At 59.0% G+C, this 25,160-nt stretch carries 26 protein-coding genes and 1 pseudogene; 17 read left to right on the forward strand and 10 right to left on the reverse strand.

Annotated features, from left to right (window positions below; genetic code table 11):
- The first annotated feature begins 209 nt into the window (after positions 1-209).
- Both GA0061101_RS39875 and GA0061101_RS21770 read left to right on the forward strand, forming a co-directional pair.
- Positions 210-887, forward strand: coding sequence for a hypothetical protein (locus GA0061101_RS39875; protein ID WP_183932626.1), 678 nt, complete (start codon positions 210-212; stop codon positions 885-887).
- Positions 888-910: 23 nt separating this feature from the next.
- Entirely contained in the window at positions 911-1,279 is a 369-nt protein-coding gene (locus GA0061101_RS21770; protein ID WP_028753531.1) for a hypothetical protein, read from the forward strand.
- An 85-nt stretch (positions 1,280-1,364) separates the two neighbouring features.
- On the opposite strand, the gene GA0061101_RS21775 is transcribed toward GA0061101_RS21770, so the two are convergent.
- Both GA0061101_RS21775 and GA0061101_RS21780 read right to left on the reverse strand, forming a co-directional pair.
- Positions 1,365-2,306, reverse strand: a complete 942-nt coding sequence (locus tag GA0061101_RS21775) for a DUF4238 domain-containing protein (protein WP_028753532.1) — start codon at positions 2,304-2,306, stop codon at positions 1,365-1,367.
- A 36-nt stretch (positions 2,307-2,342) separates the two neighbouring features.
- Positions 2,343-3,467 carry an RHE_PE00001 family protein gene (locus GA0061101_RS21780; protein ID WP_028753533.1) on the reverse strand — a complete coding sequence of 375 codons (1,125 nt, stop codon included), beginning with the start codon at positions 3,465-3,467 and terminating at the stop codon, positions 2,343-2,345.
- 411 nt (positions 3,468-3,878) lie between these two features.
- Here GA0061101_RS21780 and GA0061101_RS21785 point away from each other — a divergent pair, with 411 nt between their 5' ends.
- Positions 3,879-4,796 (forward strand): recombinase family protein, encoded by a 918-nt coding sequence (locus GA0061101_RS21785; protein ID WP_028753534.1) that lies wholly within the window; start codon positions 3,879-3,881, stop codon positions 4,794-4,796.
- A gap of 314 nt (positions 4,797-5,110) precedes the next feature.
- On the opposite strand, the pseudogene GA0061101_RS41115 reads toward GA0061101_RS21785, so the two are convergent.
- The 5 genes and pseudogenes from GA0061101_RS41115 to repA all read right to left on the reverse strand — a co-directional run.
- Positions 5,111-5,615, reverse strand: a pseudogene (locus GA0061101_RS41115) (class I SAM-dependent methyltransferase); the annotation flags it as partial.
- Between the two features lie 23 nt (positions 5,616-5,638).
- Complete coding sequence (locus tag GA0061101_RS21795) at positions 5,639-6,601, reverse strand: hypothetical protein (protein ID WP_028753536.1); 963 nt, start codon at positions 6,599-6,601, stop codon at positions 5,639-5,641.
- Positions 6,602-7,416: 815 nt separating this feature from the next.
- Complete coding sequence (repC, locus tag GA0061101_RS21800) at positions 7,417-8,631, reverse strand: plasmid replication protein RepC (protein ID WP_028753537.1); 1,215 nt, start codon at positions 8,629-8,631, stop codon at positions 7,417-7,419.
- 155 nt (positions 8,632-8,786) lie between these two features.
- On the reverse strand, positions 8,787-9,812 hold the full coding sequence (gene repB / locus GA0061101_RS21805; RefSeq protein ID WP_028753538.1) for a plasmid partitioning protein RepB: 1,026 nt from the start codon (positions 9,810-9,812) through the stop codon (positions 8,787-8,789).
- Positions 9,809-11,023, reverse strand: coding sequence for a plasmid partitioning protein RepA (repA, locus tag GA0061101_RS21810; RefSeq protein WP_028753539.1), 1,215 nt, complete (start codon positions 11,021-11,023; stop codon positions 9,809-9,811). The genes repB and repA overlap by 4 nt, the downstream gene beginning before the upstream one ends.
- A gap of 388 nt (positions 11,024-11,411) precedes the next feature.
- Between repA and traI the strand changes: the two genes are divergently transcribed.
- The 13 genes from traI (at position 11,412) to GA0061101_RS21875 (ending at position 22,570) form a co-directional block, all read left to right on the forward strand.
- Positions 11,412-12,038 (forward strand): acyl-homoserine-lactone synthase, encoded by a 627-nt coding sequence (traI, locus tag GA0061101_RS21815; protein WP_028753540.1) that lies wholly within the window; start codon positions 11,412-11,414, stop codon positions 12,036-12,038.
- An 11-nt stretch (positions 12,039-12,049) separates the two neighbouring features.
- Positions 12,050-13,027 (forward strand): P-type conjugative transfer ATPase TrbB, encoded by a 978-nt coding sequence (gene trbB, locus GA0061101_RS21820; RefSeq protein ID WP_028753541.1) that lies wholly within the window; start codon positions 12,050-12,052, stop codon positions 13,025-13,027.
- Complete coding sequence (locus GA0061101_RS21825; protein ID WP_028753542.1) at positions 13,017-13,400, forward strand: TrbC/VirB2 family protein; 384 nt, start codon at positions 13,017-13,019, stop codon at positions 13,398-13,400. Before trbB ends, GA0061101_RS21825 begins: the two co-directional genes overlap by 11 nt.
- The gene (locus tag GA0061101_RS21830) at positions 13,393-13,692 is read left to right on the forward strand and encodes a conjugal transfer protein TrbD (RefSeq protein WP_028753543.1); all 300 of its coding nucleotides are present in this window, start codon (positions 13,393-13,395) and stop codon (positions 13,690-13,692) included. The genes GA0061101_RS21825 and GA0061101_RS21830 overlap by 8 nt, the downstream gene beginning before the upstream one ends.
- A 9-nt stretch (positions 13,693-13,701) precedes the next feature.
- On the forward strand, positions 13,702-16,152 hold the full coding sequence (locus GA0061101_RS21835) for a conjugal transfer protein TrbE (protein ID WP_028753544.1): 2,451 nt from the start codon (positions 13,702-13,704) through the stop codon (positions 16,150-16,152).
- Positions 16,124-16,927, forward strand: a complete 804-nt coding sequence (trbJ, locus tag GA0061101_RS21840) for a P-type conjugative transfer protein TrbJ (RefSeq protein WP_028753545.1) — start codon at positions 16,124-16,126, stop codon at positions 16,925-16,927. The genes GA0061101_RS21835 and trbJ overlap by 29 nt, the downstream gene beginning before the upstream one ends.
- On the forward strand, positions 16,921-17,097 hold the full coding sequence (gene trbK / locus GA0061101_RS21845; protein WP_028753546.1) for an entry exclusion protein TrbK: 177 nt from the start codon (positions 16,921-16,923) through the stop codon (positions 17,095-17,097). The genes trbJ and trbK overlap by 7 nt, the downstream gene beginning before the upstream one ends.
- Before the next feature lie 4 nt (positions 17,098-17,101).
- Entirely contained in the window at positions 17,102-18,280 is a 1,179-nt protein-coding gene (gene trbL / locus GA0061101_RS21850; RefSeq protein ID WP_028753547.1) for a P-type conjugative transfer protein TrbL, read from the forward strand.
- A gap of 24 nt (positions 18,281-18,304) precedes the next feature.
- The gene (locus GA0061101_RS21855; RefSeq protein WP_028753548.1) at positions 18,305-18,967 is read left to right on the forward strand and encodes a conjugal transfer protein TrbF; all 663 of its coding nucleotides are present in this window, start codon (positions 18,305-18,307) and stop codon (positions 18,965-18,967) included.
- Positions 18,968-18,984: 17 nt separating this feature from the next.
- Positions 18,985-19,794, forward strand: a complete 810-nt coding sequence (gene trbG, locus GA0061101_RS21860) for a P-type conjugative transfer protein TrbG (protein WP_028753549.1) — start codon at positions 18,985-18,987, stop codon at positions 19,792-19,794.
- Between the two features lie 3 nt (positions 19,795-19,797).
- Complete coding sequence (gene trbH, locus GA0061101_RS21865) at positions 19,798-20,235, forward strand: conjugal transfer protein TrbH (protein ID WP_028753550.1); 438 nt, start codon at positions 19,798-19,800, stop codon at positions 20,233-20,235.
- Positions 20,236-20,247: 12 nt separating this feature from the next.
- Positions 20,248-21,543 (forward strand): IncP-type conjugal transfer protein TrbI, encoded by a 1,296-nt coding sequence (trbI, locus tag GA0061101_RS21870; protein WP_028753551.1) that lies wholly within the window; start codon positions 20,248-20,250, stop codon positions 21,541-21,543.
- A 313-nt stretch (positions 21,544-21,856) separates the two neighbouring features.
- On the forward strand, positions 21,857-22,570 hold the full coding sequence (locus GA0061101_RS21875) for an autoinducer binding domain-containing protein (protein WP_028753552.1): 714 nt from the start codon (positions 21,857-21,859) through the stop codon (positions 22,568-22,570).
- Here GA0061101_RS21875 and GA0061101_RS21880 read toward each other — a convergent pair.
- Positions 22,567-22,887 (reverse strand): transcriptional repressor TraM, encoded by a 321-nt coding sequence (locus GA0061101_RS21880; RefSeq protein WP_028753553.1) that lies wholly within the window; start codon positions 22,885-22,887, stop codon positions 22,567-22,569. The genes GA0061101_RS21875 and GA0061101_RS21880 overlap by 4 nt on opposite strands.
- Positions 22,888-23,071: 184 nt before the next feature.
- Between GA0061101_RS21880 and GA0061101_RS21885 the strand changes: the two genes are divergently transcribed.
- The gene (locus GA0061101_RS21885; protein WP_028753554.1) at positions 23,072-23,290 is read left to right on the forward strand and encodes a helix-turn-helix domain-containing protein; all 219 of its coding nucleotides are present in this window, start codon (positions 23,072-23,074) and stop codon (positions 23,288-23,290) included.
- Positions 23,291-23,307: 17 nt separating this feature from the next.
- Here GA0061101_RS21885 and GA0061101_RS21890 read toward each other — a convergent pair whose 3' ends face one another.
- Together GA0061101_RS21890 and GA0061101_RS21895 are read right to left on the reverse strand one after the other, a co-directional pair.
- Entirely contained in the window at positions 23,308-23,802 is a 495-nt protein-coding gene (locus GA0061101_RS21890; RefSeq protein ID WP_028753555.1) for a DUF4411 family protein, read from the reverse strand.
- Positions 23,803-23,811: 9 nt separating this feature from the next.
- Positions 23,812-25,005, reverse strand: a complete 1,194-nt coding sequence (locus GA0061101_RS21895) for an XRE family transcriptional regulator (protein ID WP_028753556.1) — start codon at positions 25,003-25,005, stop codon at positions 23,812-23,814.
- Positions 25,006-25,160: the final 155 nt, after the last annotated feature.

A 25,160-nucleotide genomic window follows, 5' to 3' on the forward strand; every position in this document is an offset into this window, starting at 1 on the left:
GTAAGATGCACCATCTTGCGAAAACCTAGCGATATGAAATGATAGATTTAGAAACTCATCTTACATGAGTAAATATCTAAGTCATTGATTTTACTGTGTTTTGCTTCTACCGTATGGACAAGGTCATCGACGCAAGGGGGTCCAAACCTCTTGCAGGCCGACAAAGGGCCGGGTCCACACCGGCCCACCCACCTTTCAGGAGAATGGATATGGCAAAAGACGGATCGACTATCGCAAAAAAGCAGCTACTACAGCGTGAACAGCTCTGGCCTGGCGCAGAACCCTGGCTGTGGCATCGCAAGGCAAACAAGGGCTTCGCCACCATCCCGAAGACTATGCCCCTGATCCTCCAGATCATGGACGACCTCAGCAACGGCAAGCCGCTGTCCGCAACTTATCTGGGCCTTTGGTGCGAGACTTGGGACAATTCCATGGTGAACGTCTCCAAGCATCAGGAGATGGCCCACGCGGCTGGCTTTACAGGACAGCGCGCCGTTTACACTTGGAGCGGCCGGATGCAGCTTCTGCAGTCGCTGAATTTCATCGACATCAAGCCGGGCCGCTCCGGGGCGATTAGCCACGTCATTCTGTGGAATCCGCACCGCGTAATCCGCTTCCACCACGAAAAGAAGACTCCCGGCCTCGTCGAGGCCAACTACAATGCTCTGCTTGAGCGTGCCATCGACATCGGTGCGAACGATATGATCGACCAGGTTGTCGTTCCACCTCCGGCGCCGGTCCCTCCTACGCCAAGCCCTCCACTTTCGACGACCCCCTCGGCAATGGTGTTGCCTCCTCAACCGATTGCTCCCGCGCCGCCGGCAATGCCGACGACATTGGAAGAATTGGGTAATATGAACACGGATAACCTTACGAGCCGCTCCTAGAATAGCTCACGTCGGACGCTCTTATGAAAAGCTTTAAAGAATTTAATGCCGAGCTGAACGCGCGGCCGGTCCTGGATGAGATCATACTGACCAAGGACGGTAAGATTTTTGAGTTGTTTGAGGATCGAAAATGGATCTCCGGACGGTTCGATCGCAATATCGGAATCGATCAACCGGCGAGCGGCGCCGGTCAAGTCCATGCCCATGTCTACGGCCGAAAGAACAACGAACTTGTGGTCGTGAATTTCGACGGAACCGCGAGCCATGGCGTCAAGGGCAAGCTTTCCGACAAAGATGCGGATGCGCTTCGAGCTCGCGGCTTCAAAATTCGGTCTGGAAACCTAGTTGAATGGCTGGTTGTGAAATCACCGCCTAAATTGCTCTTCGGGTAGTGTTTAGATAATGCAATTGCACTGCGCAGCCGAGCTCAGTTCATGTCTCGGCCCATGCCCTGAGCAACTGGAATATTCGTGAGACTCACAATTTCCGAACGACGTCGATCATCGGAGACGGCACCCCAATGTCAATCTGGTTCACCGGAGCCTTATATTTCATCCCGAGTGTGATGAGCCCTTGATCGCTGTCACGGAAGAACAAAAGCCTTTCCTTGTGTTTAGCCTGGTATTGATTTGCGAGCTTTGCACGCTGTCTTTCGAGCTTGAACTTCTTCCAGGCCCCTTCAGGGCGCCAGTCAAGACGAAGTATTACGCCCGGACTTAAGGGAAATGGTATAACCGCGAAGCGATCGCCCAGGCCAGCCCCATAACCCTGCAGATCTGGCGGGCCACCCCCCTTGACCCAGAACACAGGATTGTCGCTTGTGACCAGTTGTTGTTTCTCGCTGACCTCAAAGCTCCAGCTCATCCGCGCCATCAGATGCATCAAGGTCTCGGCTTGTTGAAAAGCCAGAAGACCGACCCTCCGATCAACGTTCATCGTGAACATTTCGTTGCTGTGAAGTATCTCCCGCACGGCCGTATCCGCAGCCGTTATTTCGCCCTTTGCCTTCTTCTGACGAAACTCACGCTCCATTTCATGCCTGCTGCCCCATAGGGCCATTTGACCCATCGTTTGAGCAAACTGCCGAAGCTGCGCGGGGCTTCGCGCAAACATGGTCGCGAGAAACGCCGCAAAGTCGAGCTTTGCAACCGGTGTCAAAGGCCGGAAGGCTAGAAGTTCGGGATAGATCTTGGCGGCTTGCGACTCGATCTTTGCGAGGGTGTCCTCGATCACGTCAATCCGGGCGCCATCCTCACCTGTCGGCGTGTAGATGTTGGTCTCGAATGCAGTCTTCTCAGGAGTTGTCTTGCGAGCACTCCCGGTGACACAGTCATGGGTCCAAAGCTCTCCATCCTCCTGTGTGAAATGCCTCAGGTAGAACCGGGGTACGACATGCTGTCGTTTCGTTCGTTCGCTCATGTCATCACCACTGTTGCAGCCCTCGAGTTAGCAAAATCAAAAGATCCCCCATGCTCGAAACCTCCCCCTCCCCGTCATCTCGCGCAAACCGAGTTCCTCAATGATCCGAAGCGCCGCCCGCGGCGTCACCTCGAGCGTTTCGGCGACCATGCCGGCCGAGACCAGCGGCCGGGACATAACCAGCTCGATCAGGCCCGGCAGATTTGAGGACGAGCGCCGGCCGACCAGGCGCCGCTCCAGCATCGTCCGCGCCAGCACCAGCCGGTCGTGCTCCCTGAGGCCGAATTCCGCAGCCGCAATGATCCCATTGACGATTGCGAGCAGCCGGGTGTCTCGCGCGCGATGACGGCGGCGCTCGACGGCAATGGATTTCAAGCCGAGATTGATCGCGACCAGATGCGCCGTCGTCGTCAGGCCCGCTTGCCGCAGCGCCGCGGCCGCCAGCAGCCGGCCAAGCCACGAGGCGTGCTGCAGGACCTGCAGGCTGTTCCAGGCGTCGAGCAGCAGCGCCGCGCGCAGCACCGGCGGCAGGCCTTCGGTCCCGTCCACCGCGACGCGCCATTCCGCCAGCCGCTCGTCCTCGTCCCAATCAAGATCGTAGACCAGCGCATCCTTTTCGAGGGAGGTAATAGGTCCCGGCGCGCTTGCCTTTGTCAGCGCCGCATCCGACCTGGCCAACACCGCGTCCATCGCGGCAATCTCAACAGCGAGTGGATCGGACGTGTCAGGCCCCTCCCCGCTCGGCGCAATCGCGGCTGGTTTCCCAGACGCGACCTCGGCGCCGTCTCGCGCACCAGTCCCGGCTGTCATATCGTCTCCATGACTGCGGAGTATCCTGATCCCGTCAGGGCTCAGTGCCCAGGCGGCGGGTTGCCCGGCGATCCGCCGTCGGCTGCGCAGCACGTCGGTGGCGATCGTCAGCTCATGGGTCGGGGCACGGACATCGAGATGGGCGTCGTGAAGCACCAGGTCCTCGAGATGGACCAGTTCGCCCTCGATCCACAGCGAGGCGCACGCGTCGCTAAAATGCGCTCGCTCGATCAATCCCGACCCGACCGCCGAGCGAGCGATGCGCTCGTCGAGGCGAGCGAGCGCTGAGGCCGCGTCCGAAATCGGCCGCAGCAAGCTGTTCAGAGGCAACTTGGACAAATCATAACGCATTGAAACTATGGTAAATGATTTGTTAAACGGACGCTATCTGATATTTAGTGTCCGTCACTAGGCGATGTTGCCGGTTATCGCCATCGCTTCCGATAAGTACTGCGTATCGGGGGTGTAAGACAGGCCGCAGCCTAGGTTGGCACCTCCCCTCTCGCCGGCACTACGCCAACGGCACTCTTGCCGCCAATTCGCTTCCCCTCCCCTCCTCAACTTCCCTTGCTTTCCGGCGTTTCCGCCAAGGAAGCCCGCTGGCGCACGTTTGTCGCTGCGGACGCTCCGATACCCATGCGCAGCCGCATTTCGAGTCTGGTGGGCCGTTCTCAAACAGATAAAACACGCTTGCAACTGACCATTTTCTCACGCGTTCTTTATCTGTACAAACTAACTTGAAACGAGACTGTTAAAGGCGCCATGGCAAAGCGACAAACCGTTAACATCCACCAGCCTCCTAAGCGGCTGATCGGCTACGCCCGGGTGTCCACGGACGATCAGATCCACGATGCCCAGATCGATGAGTTGCGGGCAGCCGGCTGCGATCGGATCTATCAGGAGCACGGCTCCGGCGCATCGCGGGCTCGACCGGTGTTGACGCGGATGCTCGGCGAACTCACCGCGGGCGACGTCCTGGTCGTCGTCCGCCTCGATCGACTGGCCAGATCGGTGAGCCATCTCTTGTCCGTCATCGAGGACCTCGAGGAGCGGGTCGTGCATTTCCGGTCAATACGGGACCCGATCGATACGTCAACGCCACAGGGCATGTTTTCCCTCCAGGTCCTCGGCGCGGTCGCGCAGCTCGAGCGGGCGCTGATCGCCGAACGCACCAAAGCCGGCATCAAGGCGGCGAAGGCTCGCGGTAAACTTCCTGGCAACCCGGGCCTGCGAGAACGGCGTCCGGAGGCGATCAGGGCAGTTTCACGAGCGCGGGAGAAACTTTATCTCGATGAGCTCATCGCGTCGGCGCAGATGTGGCTGCCAATGGTGCGACAACTGCGCCCGCAACATAGCTGGGATAATGTCGTGCGGGTACTCAACCGTCGCGGTCACGACTGGACCGTCGAGCGCCTTCGTCGCGCCGTTCATCGCCTGGTTCGCGAAAAGCTCGCGGAGAAAGAACTTCTGGCCCGCTCCCCGCGTCGCGCCCCCGAGGACCACCTCATGAAGTTGGCGGCGGCGATCTCTATTGCCGATCCCGATCTGTCACTTCGCGACATTGGCGCGCAACTGGACCAGATGGGAGAACGGCCTGCGCGTGGCGGCAAGAAGTGGCAGCCCTCATCCGTTCGAGACCTGCTGGACGAAGCCCACCGCTCTGGCCTTATTCGCCGGTGACAGCGCAATTCATCGGGCGAGCGCCGGCTGGGTGTTTCGCGCCGCTATCCGATCGCATCGACGTCCACACTTGGCTTTTGAGGATCTGGAGCGCTAGGCAACGGTATTCGCCATCGGTCCGCAGCTACGGTGGACAGCTTTCAACCTGGCACACGGGCGCTAGTTCTTCCGGCGCCTGCGATGGCGGCGGCCCGCCCATCGAGAGGGAGCGTGGATCGCGGCGCAGGTGCCCGCGGTGATGGCGGCGACTTCTCATACGGAAGCGAACCCGCCGCCGAGCCGTCGAGACGGGCGTCTCCCCATGTTAGTCCCTTTCAGCTTGCCGAATTGCGCGCGGCGACGATCCGCGCCGTGTCGTCAATCATCACCGACCGCATGCCGCGGCGGCCGCGAAGGCGACGCGGGCGGGGATGTCGCCAGGCTGATAAGCGAGCGCGCGTGCCAGCGGGCCGCCGTTAGGATGCCCTGGTCGCCGAACAAGAAGGGCCAGGCGCTTCGGGATCGGGCGGCGCCGTCGACGGGACCATGCCCATGATCGCGCCCATCGAAGCGCAACCAATCGTTCTCGTCCGCGCCGCGCCAGCAGACGAAAGCGACCCACCCGCACGGCCGCAGCGCGCGGCGCATATGCGCGCGAATGCCCCTTTAGAATCGTCTAAGAACATCGCTCCGAAACGAGAGAACAGGATGTCGAACGCGCCCTGGCCGACCGGCGTTCCTGGCGTCGGCCACCGGGCACAGGACTGGCCTATCCTGCGGCGCTAACGCGCGCACTGCTGATCAACGGTCGGATACGTCCACGCCCAGCACGTTTCCCCCCGACGCCAGTGGCCAGATGCCAATCAGCTTAGCTCTATGATTAGCGCATCGAGGCAAGCCAAAGCGTCCCGGCTGCAGATCGCTTGGAAGGACTGCAGCGAACGCTGGCCGCTTTCAAACTCGGCTCGCATCTTTTCCAGAACGTCATTGTGATAACGCGCAAGCCACACGTATTTACGATGGACGTTCGGTCGATGCGTTGTGCCTAAGTTCCGGCGCAGCAAGTCAGCGTGCCTTTCCATGAATTGAAGGTAACTCGCGAAGTCGTCGAATTCCCCCTCGCCGGCAGTCAAATAGTCTATGTACCGCGTACCGTCCTCGCCAACTCGAAGAAGTCCGTTGACATAACTCGCTTCCTCCTCCGGATCGTGATTTTCATTATGTAGGCGACTGTCCGCGAGGAAGAGCCTGTATGCGGCTTCGTCAATGACAATCCGCGGATACATGGCTTCCTCGCTCTCGATTTCGTAAGCGCGCACCATCGCCGGTCCGAAGATTGGGCCTTTTCCATTTAAGCCAACATGCACGTCTCCGATCGCGACCCCGGCTCGGATCAATACTCCGCTGTTAATGCATTGTATCTGGATGTGGAGAAGGTCTAGCAACTCGTTGAACAGCGCCCCATCAGCATATTGCGTATCAAAAACACGGACACGCACCACCGCGTCCGACACCGACTCCGCGAACGCTCGACTGCTCAGCCGGACGTCCTTCATTCGTCTCGCGGGTAACTCATCTGGCGTGGAAAATTCCCGCAGATCGAGAATGATGTTGTGAATCTCGGCAGGAGTTCTCGAATTGAGGAGCGCCTGGAAACCCAGCACGTCGATGAAACTTACGATCGCAGGTTCATAATTGGAGGCATTGGCGCGAGCCTTCGATTTCTCCCGCTCGACCTTTTCTCGCTGCCGCCGCCCTTGCGCAACAGCTTTATCTAATTTCGCACGAAAAGCAGCAATTTGATTAGTTGGAGTTGGTTCGGTCACTTTATCGCTCTATTGATGGAAGCACGGTGCAGGACGCTGATAACGCCTTGCCGCTAGTAGATCGCCTAATATGCGGATGGCAAGTTATGCCGGCCTGCCCAGCCCCAGCGCTGCTTCCAAGTTTACTGCTCCCCTCTAGGATCCGCTCGGAACCTCTTTCGTCGATCACCATTGAGGGGCATACCTCACCTCACGACTTATGCGCTCCAGCTGCCTATACGTCTCTTCCAGAATCCATCTCGGGAGTACACTCAGATTTACGCGGAAGTAGAGGTCATTGAGTTGAAATGGCCGTCGCCGAAAGCCCTTTTATTTCAAGATATTAGGACGGTGGTCAGCTGACCACCGAGGAACATGCCATCGCGCACCCGCATCAGGCCTCCCTTTTTAGCGGCTTCAAAGGGATCGATTTGGTCAAGCGAGCCTTGAGGAATTTGCCGAGATAGAGCCGAGCATCAAGCCTCTGACCGACTTGCAGTGGCTCTCATAGCCCCGCGTTGCCTGTCCGCCAATAGAAGAGGTCGTCCTCCACTACTCGCCGCACCGGGCACTAGGAGGCAGTACGTCGAACCACACAGAGACGCCGACACAAGGTAAGCCTCCGCTCAGACGTCCCTCGTTCCTGGCCGGCCGATACCGTTGGCCTTGGCCTTCCGAGGTGCGATCGATTGCCTTCGCCACCAAATGACATGACAGCAAGACTTGACCGCGTTTGCGGTGCTCATCTTCGAAAGCCATTGTCCGCCAAAGTGTTAGATTTGTGGTCAGCTGACCACGACCGAAATCGTGAAGGCTTGGATGCCGATCGGGCAAACCTATCCAGCTTTCAAATTCTTCCCCTGCCCGTTGGCCTTCAGCAATGCCATTATCATCGGTCCAAGCGAGAATTCCCCCCGCTCACTGCGCCGCGTCAAATCACGCAGGTAGCCTCCCGCCGAGTTGATGAAATTCGCTCTCTCCAGGATGCACGCAACCGCCACCGCCGCATTTTCCGGGCCCAGCCCCTCGCAGGCATCCTGATAGGCGGAAGGGCTAACCCCCAGCACAGATCGAACGACCACCGCAGCAGACATCAGATCACGCCAGCTCGCGATGCCCCCCGGCGCGTAGTCCACGATCGTCGGGCATGCCTTGAGCACCAACCCTAATGGGAAAGCCCTTTGCTGTTCATTCTTCGGTTGGCGGCTCGAACTCGACTTTGCCCCCTGCTCCTTTTCAGAGCTAGGTTCAAGTTCACTGAAGGATTCGGATTTTGAATTCTGTATGTGCTGCTCGCTATGAGCGCCATTGGTGCTAGTATTTTGAGAATTTTCGAGCGTTTCCAATCGATTGAGGACTTCCTCGCGAAGCATCTCCATTTCATCAAGGATGGTCGTGGTGCCTGCGAGCGTCGGAACCCGCGGAATTCGTCCTACAAGCGCCACGTAGACGTCCTCGATCGATTGCCAATCTCCATCAACACCCTCTTCCATCGCTGCGGTGATGAGCTTGCGGACATCGCGGCGGCAGATGGTCAGGTTTTCTCTTGCGTGTCTCAATGCCGCTCTATCGGCCGTCACTTGCTGCGCCAGCATCGCCAACTCCTCGGCGCGTGCCAGCAGCGGCGACAAATCGAAGCCGAAGGCGCTCTCGATTTCGCCATCACCGTTCTTGCGGGCGTAGCGCTTACCATTGGCGCTATCCTTCCGAACGATGAGACCCGCTTCCACCAAGATGGCGATGTGTCTGCGCAAAGTCGCGCCCGCCATTGCATGCGCCCGAAGTGCAAGCTGAGCATTCGAGGGGAAGACGATCAGTTGCGCGTCCTGGCGCAACTCATTCTCAGGATAGAAACTCAACAGCGCGTCAAGAACCGCGAGGCTATTGGACTGAATTCCCAGCAACTCCATAGCCGCGGAGGCATCTCTGAAGACCTTCCACTTGTCCGCTGTCTTGCCTTGCTTAATCTCAGCCAAGGCCGCCTGGCGCCGCACGAGCGCGAGCGTCATCGGCCGCCGCCCGAATGGCGTCGTCACACTTCCCGTCTGCATCGTCTTTCACCTTTCAGCAGGCAAAAGAAATCCGCTCACCAAAACGGTGCCAAAGACTCTTGACGAAGATTCGAGGAAATGCGATTCTGTTCGTGCTAAAGAGACAGAAGGGCTTCCACGACGGCAACGTTGAGGGGGCTCTTTTCTTTTGCGGGTTACTCTCCCTGTTTCTGTTGATGCTTGGCACGGTGCTCTTGATAAAGCGCCGGCAAATGTTCGAGTACAAAGGCGGCAAACTCAGGCGTCGCCTTCCTGTCGATCGTGATCTCCAGCTTGCTCTTGCTCTGTGTCACCTGCGCAAGTCTGTTCCCATCCGGGGTCGACATGACCTCCGGCAGACCGCGCGCAATACGACGCGGCTTCAGGTGTCCGATCACCGCCTTGAACCGATCCGCTGATGGCAGCGTCTGAGCCTCTGCCGAACTCGCAAATTTGACGGCGTCCGCTGGCGACCCTGCTTTCTCGACCAGTTCGGCGAGTTGTTGCCAGCTGGGGCGACCGACTCCTGGAGCGGCCCCAATTGCGTCGATCAGCTCGGAGGGGAGGGCGTCGACAAGTAGGAGCATCTTCGACAGATTGCTTTTGTCGATCGACATGGCAGCGATGACGATTTCTCGCGAGAACTGCTTGTTCAGCTGATGCGCGAAACGCGCCTTTTCAATAAAGGTGAGGTCTTCGCGTTCGTTGTTTTCCTGACCCTGGGCCACGACCAATTGCTCGTCCGTCAAGTCGCGAACGACCGCCTTGACCGGCAGTCCGAGCTCTGACACGGCGCGCAGGCGGCGATGGCCGAAGGCAACCTGGTATCGGCCACCTCCTTCCGGATGAGGCCTCACAAGGATTGGGACCTGCTGTCCTTGCTCCCGGATCGACACAAGGAGACCGTCGATATCACCTTGCATACGATCTTGAACGAACGACGGCTCGATTGATGATGGGTCCAGTTCAACGACGGCCTGACCTTCCGCGAGCCGCCGTTCAATCTCCTCGGCACGGCCAAGACGATCATTTTGCTCACGCAGTGCGTTGCCGATATTTGCCGTCAGCTTGGTCGCAGGATCACGTTCTTTTCTCGCCACGCCGAGAAGCGGCATCGACCGAGTCTTGGCCGCTCTATTGTCAGCGACTGATGTAGTGTCGGGCGCGTCTGTGGAGACGCCGAGAAGGTGCTTCCGACTCATGTGGTTCTACCCCAGGCTTTTTTGATCAGAGTCTCGATCTCGTCGTTGACAGCGTTCATCGCCTCCAAGGCGCGATCGTAGGTCGAGCGCGTAAACTGACCACGCTCAACCTCGAACAGCGTCTGGTTTGTCAGGCCAGCGTCAGAAACAGCAGTTGTCTTGAGCATCGGAAAGTTGAGCACGTTTTCACCGAAGATCGAACGAAGATAGCCAACCATCTGGTTTTGGGGCCCGTCACTCGGTTCAAAGCGCGTGATTAGATAGCGCATCCAATTAAATTTGAACTGAGCGCCCGCATTCTCGATCTCGCGCAGGAGATTCGAGGTCATCGCCAGGAACTGGTTCATCGACATCACGTCCAACATCTGCGGATGGACAGTGACCAGGATCGACGTCGCGGCGGTCAAAGCCGAAAGCGTGAGATAGCCCAGTTGAGGAGGGCAGTCGATGACCACGACATCGTAGTTGTCCGCGATGTCTTCGATGACTTGACTGATACGACCATAAAAAAGCGTGTCGCCTTCCTTCCGGCTCATCAGGGCGCGCGGGGTGTCGTGCTCGAACTCCATCAGTTCAAGATTACCCGGAATGAGATGGAGGTCCGGAATGTAGGTTCCTCGCACAACCTGCTCGATCGGAACCTGCTCGTCATCGTACCTGATGGCGCCATAAAGAGTCTCATTCGGACCGACGTCCGTTTCTGGCTGACTGCCGAAGAGTGCGGAAAGGCTTGCCTGGGGATCGAGATCGATTGCCAGGACGCGGTAGCCACGCATCGCCAGATATTGCGCCAGATGCGCGGCTGTCGTCGTCTTGCCCGAGCCACCCTTGAAATTCATCACCGAGATAACTTGAAGCTGCTCGCCCTCGCGACGATGGGGCAGGTAGCGCCGGTTCCCGCGGCCGATCTGGTCCAGGTGCTTGCGGATTGCATGGATATCTTCGATCGTGAACGTGCGTCGACCGCCGGGGCTCATGCTCACGTGCAATTCTGGCATTTCCGAAGCAGTCTGCCTAAGATAAGACTCACCGATGCCGAGCAGTTTTGAGACCTCTGACGGCGCAAAGGATCGAATGCCTTTTTCAGCCGTGGGCGGGAATACCTTGAGATGATGCGCCTGAAGTTGGCTGGAGAGGGCGTCGGCGTGACGCTCCATCAATGCGGTCAGTCCTTCAACGACTGGCGCTGTTTTTGCGGCGGTCTTCGCCATCTCAAAACCCATTTCCTGCAAGTGGCGGTATTTTTCGCGAAACCGGTAAAGTTCCGCCACTAACCATTAGAGCCGATTCTGAATTTTGAGCAAGCGGTTTTAGGTTAACGAAAGGTTAACGCCGCCGCGCCAGAAACATTGATAGCCCCCGATTTTCCGTTAATATTCGCGGAGTTAACAGGCCCGGCCTTTGGCTATGTTCTCGATCTGTTTATCTGTGAATCCTGCAACCCTAACTAGCCGCATTGGGCGTGATGGGACCTGATTTCACCAAACTCCGCGGCCACTGCCGCCCGACTCACTCGCAAAACATTGCAGGATCCTCCAACTACCACGCAATTCCGTTCCATGCTGACTTCTCCGCCGATCAACGACGACGGAGAAATTCATGCAGGTTTTCGCGCTCAACAAACCGCGGAATGTTCACGAAGCTCAGCTCATCCAGCAACATCACCAGCTACGCGCTCGCGTCTTCTCGGAGCGGCTGGGCTGGGAGGTCAACGTCGTAGATGGTGAGGAATCGGACGGCTTCGATTCTCTTGACCCCACCTACATCCTGGCCGTTTCCGACCTGGGCAACGTTAGCGGTTGCGCCCGGCTTCTGCCGGCCGCCGGCCTAACGATGGTGGCGAACGTCTTTTCGTCGCTGCTACCGAGCGACGGACTGAACGCACACCCTGCAATGATCGAGAGCTCCCGCTTCTGCGTGGACACGACCCTTGAAGAGGGCAGGGGGGCAGGCTCGGTGCATGAGGCAACGCTGACGATGTTTGCGGGCATCATCGAGTGGTGCCTCGCAAACGGCATCACCGAGATCGTGACTGTGACCGACCTGCGGTTCGAACGCATTCTCGGACGTGTCGGCTGGCCGCTTCAGCGCATCGGCGATCCGAGCCGTATAGGCGTGACTACAGCCATCGCGGGGATCCTTCCGGTGAACGTAGAAACATTTCTGAGGCTCCGTCCGTCCAGCTATCGCTCGCAATTTGATGGTCCGCTGGGTCAGGCAGCATAAGGGAGAAAACCGTGAACCAGCTTCGTTCTCATCCTCGACTCGTGCGCAAACTTCAGGAGGCGCTGGGCGATCAGCTCTGCGTCGCGCTCGACGATTCGACTGTTGTCGAAATCATGCTCAATCCGGACGGCAAACTGTTCATCGAACGGCTTGGTCATGGCGTTGCACCCGCCGGAGAAATGTCGTCCGCAAGTGCTGAAATGATTATCGGAACCGTGGCGCATTCGCTCCAGTCCGAGGTCGACAGCGAGCAGCCGATCGTCTCCGGCGAACTGCCGATCGGTGGCCATCGCTTCGAAGGACTGTTGCCTCCTGTGGTCTCCAAGCCGGCCTTCACCATTCGCCGTCGCGCCTCACGCTTGATCCCGCTTGAGGATTACGTGCGCTCGGGCGTGATGAGCGAGCAGCAAGCGTTGACGATCCGCAGCGCGATTTCGTCTCGGCTCAACATCATCATCTCCGGCGGCACCGGCTCGGGCAAGACGACGCTTGCCAACGCCGTCATCAACGAAATCGTCAAGTCGGCGCCGGACGACCGCCTCGTCATCCTCGAGGATACCGCGGAGATCCAATGCACAGCCGACAACGCTGTCCTTCTCCACACAAGCGATACTGTCGATATGGCGCGGCTCTTAAAGAGCACGATGCGGCTGCGTCCCGACCGGATCGTCGTCGGCGAAGTCCGTGACGGCGCTGCGCTCACTTTGCTTAAGGCCTGGAATACCGGCCACCCTGGTGGCGTCGCGACCATCCATTCCAACACTGCAATGTCGGCGCTCCGCCGCCTTGAGCAACTGACCGCCGAAGCCAGCCAACAGCCGATGCAGGAGGTGATCGGCGAGGCGGTCGATCTCATCATCTCGATCGAACGGACGGCAAGGGGCCGACGCGTTCGCGATGTCATTCAGGTCGAGCGCTACGCACACGGCCAATACGAAATCGAATCCGATGAGCTCACGGAAGAACAGGAGGCGCGTCATGTCGCGTAAGAACGCTACTATCGCCGCCGCGCTCCTTGTAGCGCCGATCGTCCTGGCGTCGGTTGCCCCTGCATTGGCGAGTTCGGGCGGCAGCCTCCCATGGGAAGGACCACTGCAACAAATCCAGGAATCGATCACCGGCCCGGTTGCCGGTGCCATCGCGCTTGCAGCAGTGGCGATCGCCGGCGGCATGCTGATCTTCGGGGGCGAACTCAACGATTTCGCGCGGCGGCTCGTCTATGTGGTGCTTGTCGCCGGCATCCTTCTCGGCGCGACGAACATCGTCGGCCTTTTCGGCGCCACCGGCGCCTCGATCGGAGCGCCTGACGAGCGCGCCACGTCCATCGATCCAAGCTCAGCAGGGGAGGGGGGTCATGGCTGAGACCTTGTCCGGACTGCAACGCAACCGCATTCACCGCGCCCTGTCGCGCCCGAACCTGCTGATGGGCGCGGACCGGGAGCTGGTGCTGCTCACCGGGCTTGCTGCCGGCATTCTCATTTTCGTAGTGCTGACGGCATACTCCGCCCTTTTCGGCGTTGCCATTTGGATCGTCATCGTCGGCGTCTTGAGGATGATGGCAAAAGCAGACCCGCTCATGCGGCAAGTCTATGTCCGCCATATCTCCTACAAGCATTACTACAAGGCGACCTCCTCGCCGTGGCGTCGGTATTGAGGAGGAGACATGGTCGCGCTCAAACGCTTCCGGGCCACTGGCCCGTCCTTCGCGGATCTCGTTCCCTATGCCGGTCTGGTCGACAATGGTGTGCTCCTGTTGAAAGATGGGAGCCTAATGGCCGGCTGGTACTTTGCCGGCCCGGATTCCGAAAGCGCGACGGATCTGGAGCGCAACGAACTCTCGCGCCAGATCAATACAATACTGTCGAGGCTCGGAAGCGGCTGGATGATCCAAGTCGAAGCGGTCCGCATTCCGACGTTCGACTATCCGTCAGATGATCGTTGCCACTTTCCCGACACGGTCACGCGCGCGATCGACGCCGAACGGCGGGCGCATTTCGCGCGCGTGCAGGGACATTTCGAAAGCAAGCACGCGCTCGTCCTCACATATCGGCCGCTCGAGTCCAAAAAGACGGCGCTCAGCAAATACATCTACTCGGACGAGGAGAGCCGCAAGAAGAGCTATGCGGACACGGTGCTGTTCGTCTTCAAGAACGCCGTGCGCGAGATCGAGCAGTATCTTGCCAACACCCTGTCTATACGCCGGATGGAAACGCGCGAAGTCGTCGAGAGGGGAGGGGAGCGGGTCGCCCGTTACGACGAGCTGCTGCAATTCGTTCGCTTCTGCATCACCGGCGAAAACCATCCGATCCGACTGCCGGATGCGCCGATGTACCTCGACTGGATCGCCACCGCCGAGCTTGAGCATGGGCTGACACCAAAGGTCGAAGGCCGCTTTCTCGGCGTCGTGGCGATCGACGGTCTGCCGGCGGAGAGCTGGCCGGGGATTCTCAATAGCCTCGACCTGATGCCGCTTACCTATCGCTGGTCATCGCGCTTCATTTTTCTCGACGCACAAGAGGCGCGGCAGAAACTCGAACGCACCCGCAAGAAGTGGCAGCAGAAGGTAAGGCCGTTCTTCGATCAACTCTTCCAGACGCAAAGCCGCTCAGTCGATCAGGACGCCATGAGCATGGTGGCCGAGACCGAGGACGCCATTGCCCAGGCTTCCTCACAATTGGTGGCATACGGCTACTATACCCCGGTCATTGTCCTCTTCGATCACGATCGCGAAGCCTTGCAGGAGAAGGCAGAGGCTGTCCGCCGGCTGATCCAGGCCGAGGGTTTCGGGGCGCGGATCGAAACGCTCAACGCGACCGACGCCTTTCTCGGCAGTCTGCCGGGCAACTGGTATTGCAATATCCGCGAACCGCTGATCAACACCAGCAACCTTGCCGATCTCATTCCACTCAACTCTGTCTGGTCGGGCAGCCCTGTCGCACCGTGCCCATTCTACCCGCCGAACTCTCCGCCGCTGATGCAGGTGGCCAGCGGCTCGACGCCGTTTCGCTTGAACCTCCATGTCGACGACGTCGGTCACACGCTGATCTTTGGGCCGACCGGTTCGGGCAAGTCGACGCTGCTGGCACTGATCGCAGCGCAGTTCCGGCGCTACGATCGCGCCCAGATGTTCGCCTTTGACAAGGGGAACTCGCTCCTGCCGTTGACACTCGCCGCAGGCGGCGATCACTACGAGATCGGCGGCGACGCTCACGAAGAGGCGCTGGCCTTCTGCCCACTCTCGGAGCTCGCGACCGATAGTGATCGCGCATGGGCGACGGAATGGATAGAAATGCTGGTTGCGCTGCAGGGCGTTGCCATCACTCCAGATCACCGCAACGCTATCTCGCGTCAGATTGGTTTGATGGCGAGCGTAGCCGGCCGATCGCTTTCGGACTTTGTGAGCGGCGTTCAGATGCGCGAGATCAAGGACGCGCTCCATCATTACACGGTCGATGGACCGATGGGTCAGTTGCTCGACGCCGAACAGGACGGTTTGACCCTCCGCGCCTTCCAGACCTTCGAGATCGAACAGCTGATGAATATGGGCGAGCGCAATCTCGTGCCCGTTCTCACCTATCTGTTCCGCCGGATCGAAAAGCGTCTCGATGGCTCGCCTAGCCTGATTGTCCTCGACGAGGCCTGGTTGATGCTCGGTCATCCGGTGTTTCGCGACAAAATCCGCGAATGGCTTAAAGTGCTGCGCAAGGCCAACTGCGCCGTCGTGCTTGCCACGCAGTCCATCTCGGACGCTGAGCGCTCCGGAATCATCGATGTCCTGAAGGAATCCTGCCCGACGAAGATCTGCCTGCCGAACGGCGCCGCTCGTGAGCCTGGGACGCGCGAATTCTACGAGCGGATCGGCTTCAACGAGCGGCAGATCGAGATCGTCTCGAACGCTACTCCCAAGCGCGAATACTACGTGGTCACCCCCGAAGGCCGGCGGCTATTCGATATGGCGCTCGGCCCTGTGGCGCTCAGTTTTGTCGGGGCCTCCGGCAAGGAAGACCTGAAGCGCATCCGCGCGCTCCATTCCGAACATGGCCACGACTGGCCGATCCACTGGCTTCAAACGAGAGGAGTTCACGATGCCGTATCGCTGCTCAACTTCGAATAGATTGCTCGCCGGTCTGGCGGCAGTCGCATTGATGGCCGGCACCGCCGTGCCCGCAGATGCCGGCACCGCCACTGGTGCCGCCACAGAATGGACGCAGGTCCTGAACAACGGCGAGTTGGTCGCGTTGGTCGGGAAATCGGGCGAGCAAATTCAGAACCAGCTCACCCAGATCAGCCAGCTGGCGCAACAGATCGAAACCCAGCTCAATATCTACCAGAACCTGCTGCAAAACACCGCGACGCTTCCCTCGCATACGTGGGGACAGGTCGAAAGCGATCTCAATCAGCTTCGCAGCATCGTCGACCAGGGCCAGAGCATCTCATTTTCCATGGGCAATGCCGACGATGTGCTGCAGCAGCGCTTCCAGAGCTATTCCAGTCTCAAGACCAACCTGCCTAACTCCGAGAGCTTTTCGTCAAGCTATCAGACCTGGTCCGACACCAACCGGGACACGATCGCCAGCACGCTGAAGGCCGCGAGCCTGACGGCAGAGCAGTTCGACACCGAAGAAGGCACGATGTCTTCGCTGCGGTCCATGTCCGAGACCGCCGACGGGCAGATGAAGGCTCTGCAGGTCGGACACGAGATCGCCGCGCAGCAGGTCGCACAGATGCAGAAGCTTCGTGGCCTGGTATCCCAGCAGATGACCATGATGGGCACCTGGCTCCAGACTGAACAGACCGACAAGGACCTCGCGCAGGCGCGTCGCGAGAAATTCTTCAGCGGAACGGCACCGTCCACCTCCGGCGGCGAAAAAATGAAGGTGGAATGGTGAGAACAAAATCGATCCTAGTCGCAATCGCGATTTTCCTGGCGGCCGGCAGCGCTGGCATCTGGCTGCTCATCTCCGAAAAGCAGGTTGCTCAGGAGCGTCGTGACCAGTTCTTCGGCTCGTCGAAGAAATATCCGACCTCTGGCGGCGAAAAAATGAAAGTCGAGTGGTGAGGAGATGACGGCAATATCTCTTCAACGGCTCAGGGCTGCGATCCTGCTCACGACCTTATGCGTGCTGGCGGCTCAGCCAGCCCTCGCCCAGGAAGGCTCGGTGCTAACCTCATTGCAAAGCCAGATTACAACGGCCGCGAAGGGTTGGGAAACAACCGTCATGGATGCGGCGAAGTCGCTTTTCTGGATCCTGGCAACGATCGAGATCGGCATAGCTGCCGTCTGGCTCGCGATACAAGCTGCATCGCTCGACAGCTGGTTCGCCGAGCTCGTCCGGCGGATCATGTTCGTCGGCTTCTTCGCTTTCGTGTTGGCACAAGGGCCGACCTTCGCCAAGGCAGTAGTTGATAGCCTGTTCCAGATCGGCGCCGGAGGCGGCACCGCTTCGCCGGCCGATGTCTTCAATGCCGGACTCGCCGTCGCCACCAAGATGTCGGAAAAGATCCAGTTTGGGCTTTTCGAGGACAATGCGCTGGCGATCTCTGCCGCTTTTGCGATGGTCGTCGTTGTCATCTCGTTCTCGCTCGTCGCCGCGATTTTCGTGTCTGTCATGGTCGAGATGTATATCGGCCTGCTCGCCGGCACGATCATGCTCGGCCTGGGCGGTTCCTCCTATACCAAAGACTTCGCTGTCCGATATTTGATCTATGCTTTCTCGGTCGGAATGAAGCTCATGGCACTGGTCATGATCTCGCGGATCGGATCGGAGGTTCTGATCGGATTGGCAAACCAACCCGACATTGGCGAACAATTCCAGACCGCGCTTGCGATTGCCGGCATTGCCGTCGTCGTTTTCATTGTCGCGATTTATGTGCCGAACATCATGCAGGGCGTTGTCCAGGGCGCCTCGGTTTCGGGCGGAATGGAGGCGATCCGCCACGGCGGCCAAGCGGCATCCTTCGCCACGGGCGCCGGGTTCCTTGCAGCGGGTGCGGCGGGCGCAGGCTTTGCGGCTGCCCAGGCTGCTCGCGCTGCTGGGTCATCCGTTGCAGGTGCAGCTCTTCGTGGTTTCGGTGCAGGAATCGGGTCCGCGGGAAAAGCGGCGGGGTCCGCTGCCAAGGAAAAGGCCATCGGTTCTCCCGGAGCCTATGCCGGATCGATCCTCGGTCTCGCTAACGCCAAGCTCGACCAAGCGCGCAGCGGGCATAGCGGGCCGAAGCCACCTCCCGAACGCAAAGACTAACAGCAATCAGAAAGTGATCGATCGATGGCAGCGAACCGCGCCCCCGAAAACCCCTATCTTGCCGCGCGCCAGGAATGGAATGAGCGATACGGTTCCTATGTGCAGTCCGCCGCCGCTTGGCGCATCGTCGGCATCCTCGGTTTGACCATGGCCGTGATTGGATTCGCATATGCGATGTATCTCAGCACCCAGGTCAAGCTGGTTCCCTATATCGTCGAGGTCGACAAACTCGGGACCGCGGTGACGTCTGGTTACCCGCAACAGATTGAATATGCCGATGTTCGGGTAGTACGCGCGACGCTCGGAAACTTCGTAACCAGCTTCCGTTCGATCACGCCGGATGCAGTGGTGCAGAAGCAGTATATCGATCGAACCTACGCACTCCTTCGAACATCGGATCCCTCGACCGAGAAGATCAACGCCTGGTTCCGCGGTAACTCGCCGTTCGAAAAGGCGAAGTCTTCGACCGTTGCGATCGAGGTCAACAATATCGTGGCGCTCTCGAACCAGACCTATCAGATCGACTGGACCGAATACGAACGCGACCGCAAGGGCAAGGAAATAGGCACGCGCCGGTTTCGCGGCATCGCAACGGTGACGCTTACCGCACCGCAGGATGAGGCGACCATCCGCCTCAATCCGATCGGCCTCTATGTCCGGGATTTCGACTGGACAGCACAGCTTTAAGGCAGGGGATTCACTCAATGCACAGAACAGGATTGATCGCGGCCGGCTGCCTGGCCGGACTCGTCTTCGTGAGCGGTGCGCAAGCACAGAGCATGTCGAACAATGAGGTGAAGGGGACGAACATTTCCAGGAAATGGCGTGGCACATCGGGACTGGTGACAACCGGCCCCGATGGCAAGGTCATTTTCCTATTCGGGGAGACGCAGCCATCGGTCGTCTGCTCACCGCTGCAAGTCTGCGATATCGAACTCCAGGGCGGCGAGATCGTCCGGGACGTTTTGGTTGGAGACACGGTGCGTTGGAAAGTCGAGCCCGCGACCTCCGGCGCCACCGGCGGCCAGGCGATCCATCTGATCGTCAAGCCGTCGGAGGCGGGTCTCGTCACGTCAATGGTCGTCACGACCTCGCGGCGCACCTATCACATCCAACTGAAATCGCATCCGAGCCAGTACATGGCCCGCGTCGGCTTCGAATATCCGGAGGATGTCTCGACCAAGCTTGCCGATATCAACTCACGGCTGGAGACCGGCGGCATTCCTGGAACCGCGCCCGACAAGCTGAACTTTTCTTACTCCATCAGTGGCAGCGCGCCCTGGAAACCGAAGCGCGTCTATTCGGACGGCGCCAAGACCTACATCCAGTTCTCGAAATCGGTCTCGAGCCAGGATGCGCCGGTTCTTTTCGTCGTCAGCGGTGGCCAGAATCGCATCGTAAACTATCGAATGAAGAACGACTTGATGATCGTCGACTACGCGGTCGACAAAGCAATCCTCGTCTCCGGTGTCGGCTGGCGCCAGCAGAAGATCACCATCCGGCGGGGAGGCTGACCAATGCGAAACCTTGTTGTTGCGATCACGATCGCTTTTGTACTTACGGGCTGCCAAACGGCTGAGGACGGGCTGACCACCGGTTCGACGCCGACCACCCTCACAGGTTCGGCGGCAAGTGCAATTGCCGGCGACATGGCAAGCCGGCTTGCCGAGCAGGTCGGTCCCGCGGGCACGACGACCATCAAGATGGAGAAGGACTCATCAGACTTTGCAACAGCGCTCGAGGCTGCGCTGAAGGGTTGGGGCTATACGGTCGTAACCGATGGCAAGGTTGGCAAGGACGTCAAACCCGTCGAACTCGCCTATTCGCTCGACGACGTCGACGGCCAGGTTCTTGCAAGACTGTCGACGCCCTCGATCGCCCTTGGCCGCGCCTACACCGCAACGACCGGGGGTGCCGTGCCGGCAAGCCCCCTCTCGATCATGCAGCGCAATTGAGAGGAGGCGAGCATGGTCCAATCTCTGCAGCTGGGCACCTCCAGCCAGGCCGACGATCAGAAGGGTATGCGCCGTCTGAACCGTCTGCCAATCATCGTCGCCATCATCATCGTTGCGCTATTTGTCGGCGTCGTCGTCATCGGGCTGTCATGGCGCGGTCTCCCCTTCAATCGGAACAACGATCTCGACAGCGCCTCGAATGCTCCCGCAACCAACTTCGGCGACCAGCTCAAGCGTGGTGTCACCGACGGCATCATCGGCGATCCGGAACAACGCGAAGTGTTCCAGCCGACGCCCGCCGTCGAACAGAAAGTCGCGAAGGAAACCGCCGTTGTTGATCGCACACCCACCCAGCGAGAGGAGCGGCGCCCTAGACTTGAATCGGAAGCGGAATGGAAGGCACGCCTGAAACGGGAGCAGGACGAACAGTATATCCGTGAAGCGCAACGGCAGCGCATGGCCCGGCTCCAGGCGCGGGCGACAGCGTTGGACTCGCCGTTGAAGGTGGATATTTCCGACATCGACAAGGCAGCCAACGCCTCCAGAGAGACCGACCGGCGGGCGACGACTGCCAATAGCGCCTCGGACCTATACGCCGCTGCCATGAAGTCCGGTCTGATGGGGCAGAATGTCGATCCCAACGCTCAGACATCAAAGGAAGATTTCTTCAACCAGGACATCAAGGACCTTGGCTATTTGCCGAACCGGGTGGTGCCGCAAATGTCAGCCTATGAGCTCAAGCGCGGCTCCGTCATTCCCGCCACCCTGATCACCGGCCTGAACTCCGACCTTCCCGGACGGATCACCGCGCAGGTCAGTCAGAACGTCTATGACAGCGCCACCGGTTACCGGCTGCTGATCCCGCAGGGGGCAAAACTGTTCGGCCGTTACGATTCCAAGGTCTCGTTCGGCCAGGAACGCGTCCTTGTCGTGTGGACCGATCTCATTTTCCCGAATGGCTCAACCCTGCAGATCGGCGGCATGGCCGGTACGGATGCCGAAGGCTATGGCGGCTTCAAGGACAAGGTCGATCGGCATCTCTGGCGCACGTGGAGTTCTGCTGCGCTGATCGCACTGATCGGAACCGGGATCGACATGTCGATGCCGCAAAGCTCGACGCTTGCAACGCAGGAGACTGCATCGGACGCGGCCCGCCGCAACTTTGCGGAATCGTTCGGCAGGGTCGCCGAGCAGACCATTTCAAAGAACCTGAATGTGCAGCCGACCATCCAGATCCGCCCCGGCTACAAGTTCAACGTGCTCGTGGACCAGGATATTATATTTCCGTCGACCTACAGCAGAAACTGACGAACATCGTCCGACGCCATTTCAGCCGCTGGCATGCCGCGCATGCCGGTGCAACATTGCAATTCCGCAATAACTTTCCTGTCTTTGTCATCTTTTTAGTTCAAGGGGACTTGAAACTTGTCTTTTCACAGGTAGTGCTAGGCGTACACGGCTAGAGGGACTGCTCCGCGCTGCTCTGGCACCGTGGGTTGCGTCGAGATGCCTGTGGCTGATTGTGGCTATGGCTTGGCCGCTGGGCGGCGAGGCCTGTTCGAGTGTCTCGATGTGCCAGATCATGACCGACCTACAGGTCGATAAGACAGGAGAAACGCTGGTGGATGGAGAATTTCGCTCGCTCGTCGACATGTTGGAAGCTGCGCAGGACGAGCTTACGATCAAAGGTGCCATGAAGCGCTTCGCAGAGGCCTGCGGCTACGAGCGGTTTGCCTATCTTCAAAAGGAAGGCGCCCAGATCAAGACCTTCAACACCTACCCAAAGCCATGGGAACGCACCTATCTCTCGGCCGATTACTCCAATATCGATCCCGTGGTGACGCAGGCAAAACGAAAAGGCGATATCTTCTTCTGGACGGCGGACGATTGGAGACCGCGCGGCTCATCTGAGCTCAGAAAGTTTCGCAATGAATCGATCGAGCACGGAATCCGTTGTGGCATGACCATTCCCGTGGAAGGCAGCTACGGAACATCGATGATGCTGACCTTCGCATCCTCCGAAAGGAATGTGGAACTGCCGGTCGCTTTTGACCCGAAAAAGGCTGTGCAATTGGTGATGATGATCCATTATCGCTTGAAGATGATCGGCGGCAAGACCACGCTCAATCCAAAGCAGGCGCTGTCGCCGCGTGAAATGGACTGCTTGATCTGGGCGGCAAAAGGAAAGAGTACGCTTACAACCGCCAATTTGGTCGGCATCGCTTTCCGGACTGTGCAGCACCATCTCGATAAGGCGCGTGGCAAGCTCGGCGCCGAGTCGGTTCCGCATCTTGTGGCGATCGCCAAGGATCGGGGTTTGCTGCCTCCCAGCTAGCTGACATCGTCATCGACCGGTACTTCCGGCACGAAGCCGAGTGCGTCGAGCATATCCGAAAGCTCATCCTGCTGAGCTGCGGCCCTTTTCTGGCGCGCAAAATGCTCCTCCTGAAGGGTCTCCAGAACCGAACTGGCGATCGTAGGATCCTCGCTTGCGCGTATCCACTCCTCGTAGACCGCCTGATCGGCGGCGAGCAGACGGCGATGTTCGCGAATGGCGGCCACTGTCAGCGTCTCCAATTCCGCCTTGTCCATCAAATTGTATCGAGATTTCTTCTGGTCTCCTCCGGCTTGCGAGGAACCCGCATCTTGCATTTCTTTTCCTTCCCAGATCGATGGATTGGCACGACTGCGCCGTATTCGCGCGCGCCTCTTGGCTCCTATGTCAGACGATCCTCTTGGAAGAGTAAACATCCGACCACCGGCAATATCACAGGCTTTGTCGAATCGGAACTATAGTTCCTAGAACAATAATTCCGATTCTGGTTCCGCTGATGTCATGGATCTCAACGAGGTCATGGCTAGGAATTTGCGTCGTATCCGCCATGGCCAGAAACTGACGCAGGAAGAATTGGCCCATCGCACAGGCCTAAGCGCGCGCCATATCGGTGCCATTGAGCGCGCCGAGATGTCTGCAACGATCACGGTCCTTGGCCAGATCTCCCAAGCGCTGGCTGTCGATCCAAGAGAATTCCTGACGGAGACAAATACGGGCTGACAATTCGAACGCCAACGTCAGATTCGGGATCGCCAACCCGTCGTGAAGTTCAGGGCCGACATCATTTCGAAACTGTTGCACCACCTGACACCGAGATCCTTGCAGACGTCGGGGATGCGGCGATTTGCGCGCTTTGCGCTTGGCTTCGAAGCCTCGACCGTCACCACGATTCGATCGTCGGACAGCGCCATCGCATAGGCGATCAAAAACGGATCTCGCCCGATCTCGATGACCTCAGCGTCGTTCAGATCGGTAGCGTATTTCTCGATAACAGCCTGCACCAAGGCCGGGTCGACATCTTCATCCAGCCGCAGAACACCGTAGTTGTCAGCTTCGCTCAGCCAGCGACCGATTTCCGAGCCCTCGGTGATTTCTTCGAGGATCTCCACGGGAACTTTGATCTCGCCGGCCTCGCCCATATGGACCAACCAATCCCAGAATTCCGGAAACCGGCCGATCGGGTAGTACAGATTATGGGCGGTGATCAGAACGTTTGCGTCGAGGAGATGCACGGCTTCTCCTTAAGCCGCGCTATCGGTAAGGGAATAGACGTTGCTGGCTTTGACACCGAGGATCGCGGCGGCCTTTGAAGGCGACAAGGCACCCTCCGCCAGCATTCGCCTGGAGAGTTCGACGAGCCGATTGCCGAGCTTATGGCGTTTGACCGTATAGTAACTTGGACCTCCCTCGTTTTCCCTCGCACGATCGCGTTGCGCGGCTCGGTTCCTCAGCCACTGCTGGCGGAATAGCGTGGTTACCGCTGACCATGTTTCCTGGTCGATGATGCCTTCGCGATAGAGCTTGTAGGCCACCATGGAGTGGCTGACCTGCCGAGCATCCGCGATTGCGGAAACCCGCGCTATTACCTGTTCCTGCGACGCCCCAACGAGCGAAGGCTCCTGGGCGATCTCTGCCGAGGGCAGCAGGATGCGCCCGGCAACATCATTGCAGAACGTCTCGATCGCGCTTGCCGGCCGTCCCCCGCTGACACCGGTCCGACCGAGCCAGATATGCGCAAGCTCGTGCAGAAGCGTGAATGACCACGCCTGCTCGCTGTCCTGATCGTTGATCACGACGAAAGGCGCGACAGGATCGGCGAACGCGAAGCCCCTGAAGAGTTCGACATTCAGGGTGCTGTGATGACTGCCAAGGTTGCCGATAAGAAGCACGAAAATGCCGGCCGCCTCGGCCCGCTCGCGAAGATAGGCGAAACCCTTGGGCGTTCCGCGGCCGCTTCCATGCCGGTACGTCTTCAGTTCGAACACAAGGCGCGTCCGAATGGCGCTCGCCAATGCCTCGGCGCCCTGGCTTTGATCAAACGACCCGACGAAATCAAGCGGGGTTGCCTCGTCCTCGGTTTCGAGCACGGCCCTGACCATTTCCTGACGCGCGCGGACTTCACGCAGCAGTGTGTCGACCAACGCCGCATCGCGCTTTGCGAACTCAGCCGGCAGGGTTCGAAAATCTTCGCCGCGCGCGGCCACCGCCGGTGGCTCTGCCAAATAGAACGTCAATAGGGGCCGGCGATATTGCGCCGCCATTTTCAAGAGCATCGGCCGTGTCGGCTCGCTGTCCCCGGTTTCGAGCATGGCCAGGCGATCGCTGCCCGCTAGTCCGCGAGCCTCGCCAAGACCGACTTTTTCAGCGGCATCCTCGAGAGTGAGCCCCGCGGTTTCGCGAGCCCAACGCAGGATCGATGGATTGACCTTGGGCACCGTTTTCCTCTGTTCGAAGCAGGCGATACGCCCTTTGATATGATCATGCAATCGTTAGGAAAGATATAGGAAGGGCAGAGCCGGTGGGCGAGCATGAAGCATTTTTCCCGGTCGCCGGCTCGCCTTCGATAGATCCGCAACGCCAGGCATCGATC

It is taken from the genome of Martinezella lusitana (assembly GCF_900094565.1).
Taxonomy (GTDB): domain Bacteria; phylum Pseudomonadota; class Alphaproteobacteria; order Rhizobiales; family Rhizobiaceae; genus Rhizobium; species Rhizobium lusitanum.

Excerpts from the sequence above, each read along its gene's own strand:
- GA0061101_RS21830 (WP_028753543.1), top strand. The coding sequence starts at position 13,393 with ATGGCTGAGACCTTGTCCGGACTGCAACGCAACCGCATTCACCGCGCC.
- GA0061101_RS21775 (WP_028753532.1), bottom strand. The coding sequence starts at position 2,306 with ATGAGCGAACGAACGAAACGACAGCATGTCGTACCCCGGTTCTACCTG.
- trbG (WP_028753549.1), top strand. The coding sequence starts at position 18,985 with ATGCACAGAACAGGATTGATCGCGGCCGGCTGCCTGGCCGGACTCGTC.
- trbH (WP_028753550.1), top strand. The coding sequence starts at position 19,798 with ATGCGAAACCTTGTTGTTGCGATCACGATCGCTTTTGTACTTACGGGC.
- repC (WP_028753537.1), bottom strand. The coding sequence starts at position 8,631 with ATGCAGACGGGAAGTGTGACGACGCCATTCGGGCGGCGGCCGATGACG.
- traI (WP_028753540.1), top strand. The coding sequence starts at position 11,412 with ATGCAGGTTTTCGCGCTCAACAAACCGCGGAATGTTCACGAAGCTCAG.
- trbJ (WP_028753545.1), top strand. The coding sequence starts at position 16,124 with ATGCCGTATCGCTGCTCAACTTCGAATAGATTGCTCGCCGGTCTGGCG.
- GA0061101_RS21770 (WP_028753531.1), top strand. The coding sequence starts at position 911 with ATGAAAAGCTTTAAAGAATTTAATGCCGAGCTGAACGCGCGGCCGGTC.
- GA0061101_RS21885 (WP_028753554.1), top strand. The coding sequence starts at position 23,072 with ATGGATCTCAACGAGGTCATGGCTAGGAATTTGCGTCGTATCCGCCAT.
- GA0061101_RS21835 (WP_028753544.1), top strand. The coding sequence starts at position 13,702 with ATGGTCGCGCTCAAACGCTTCCGGGCCACTGGCCCGTCCTTCGCGGAT.
- repA (WP_028753539.1), bottom strand. The coding sequence starts at position 11,023 with ATGGCGAAGACCGCCGCAAAAACAGCGCCAGTCGTTGAAGGACTGACC.
- GA0061101_RS39875 (WP_183932626.1), top strand. The coding sequence starts at position 210 with ATGGCAAAAGACGGATCGACTATCGCAAAAAAGCAGCTACTACAGCGT.
- trbI (WP_028753551.1), top strand. The coding sequence starts at position 20,248 with ATGGTCCAATCTCTGCAGCTGGGCACCTCCAGCCAGGCCGACGATCAG.
- repB (WP_028753538.1), bottom strand. The coding sequence starts at position 9,812 with ATGAGTCGGAAGCACCTTCTCGGCGTCTCCACAGACGCGCCCGACACT.
- GA0061101_RS21825 (WP_028753542.1), top strand. The coding sequence starts at position 13,017 with ATGTCGCGTAAGAACGCTACTATCGCCGCCGCGCTCCTTGTAGCGCCG.
- GA0061101_RS21880 (WP_028753553.1), bottom strand. The coding sequence starts at position 22,887 with ATGCAAGATGCGGGTTCCTCGCAAGCCGGAGGAGACCAGAAGAAATCT.
- trbL (WP_028753547.1), top strand. The coding sequence starts at position 17,102 with ATGACGGCAATATCTCTTCAACGGCTCAGGGCTGCGATCCTGCTCACG.
- trbK (WP_028753546.1), top strand. The coding sequence starts at position 16,921 with ATGGTGAGAACAAAATCGATCCTAGTCGCAATCGCGATTTTCCTGGCG.
- GA0061101_RS21855 (WP_028753548.1), top strand. The coding sequence starts at position 18,305 with ATGGCAGCGAACCGCGCCCCCGAAAACCCCTATCTTGCCGCGCGCCAG.
- GA0061101_RS21780 (WP_028753533.1), bottom strand. The coding sequence starts at position 3,467 with ATGCGTTATGATTTGTCCAAGTTGCCTCTGAACAGCTTGCTGCGGCCG.
- GA0061101_RS21785 (WP_028753534.1), top strand. The coding sequence starts at position 3,879 with ATGGCAAAGCGACAAACCGTTAACATCCACCAGCCTCCTAAGCGGCTG.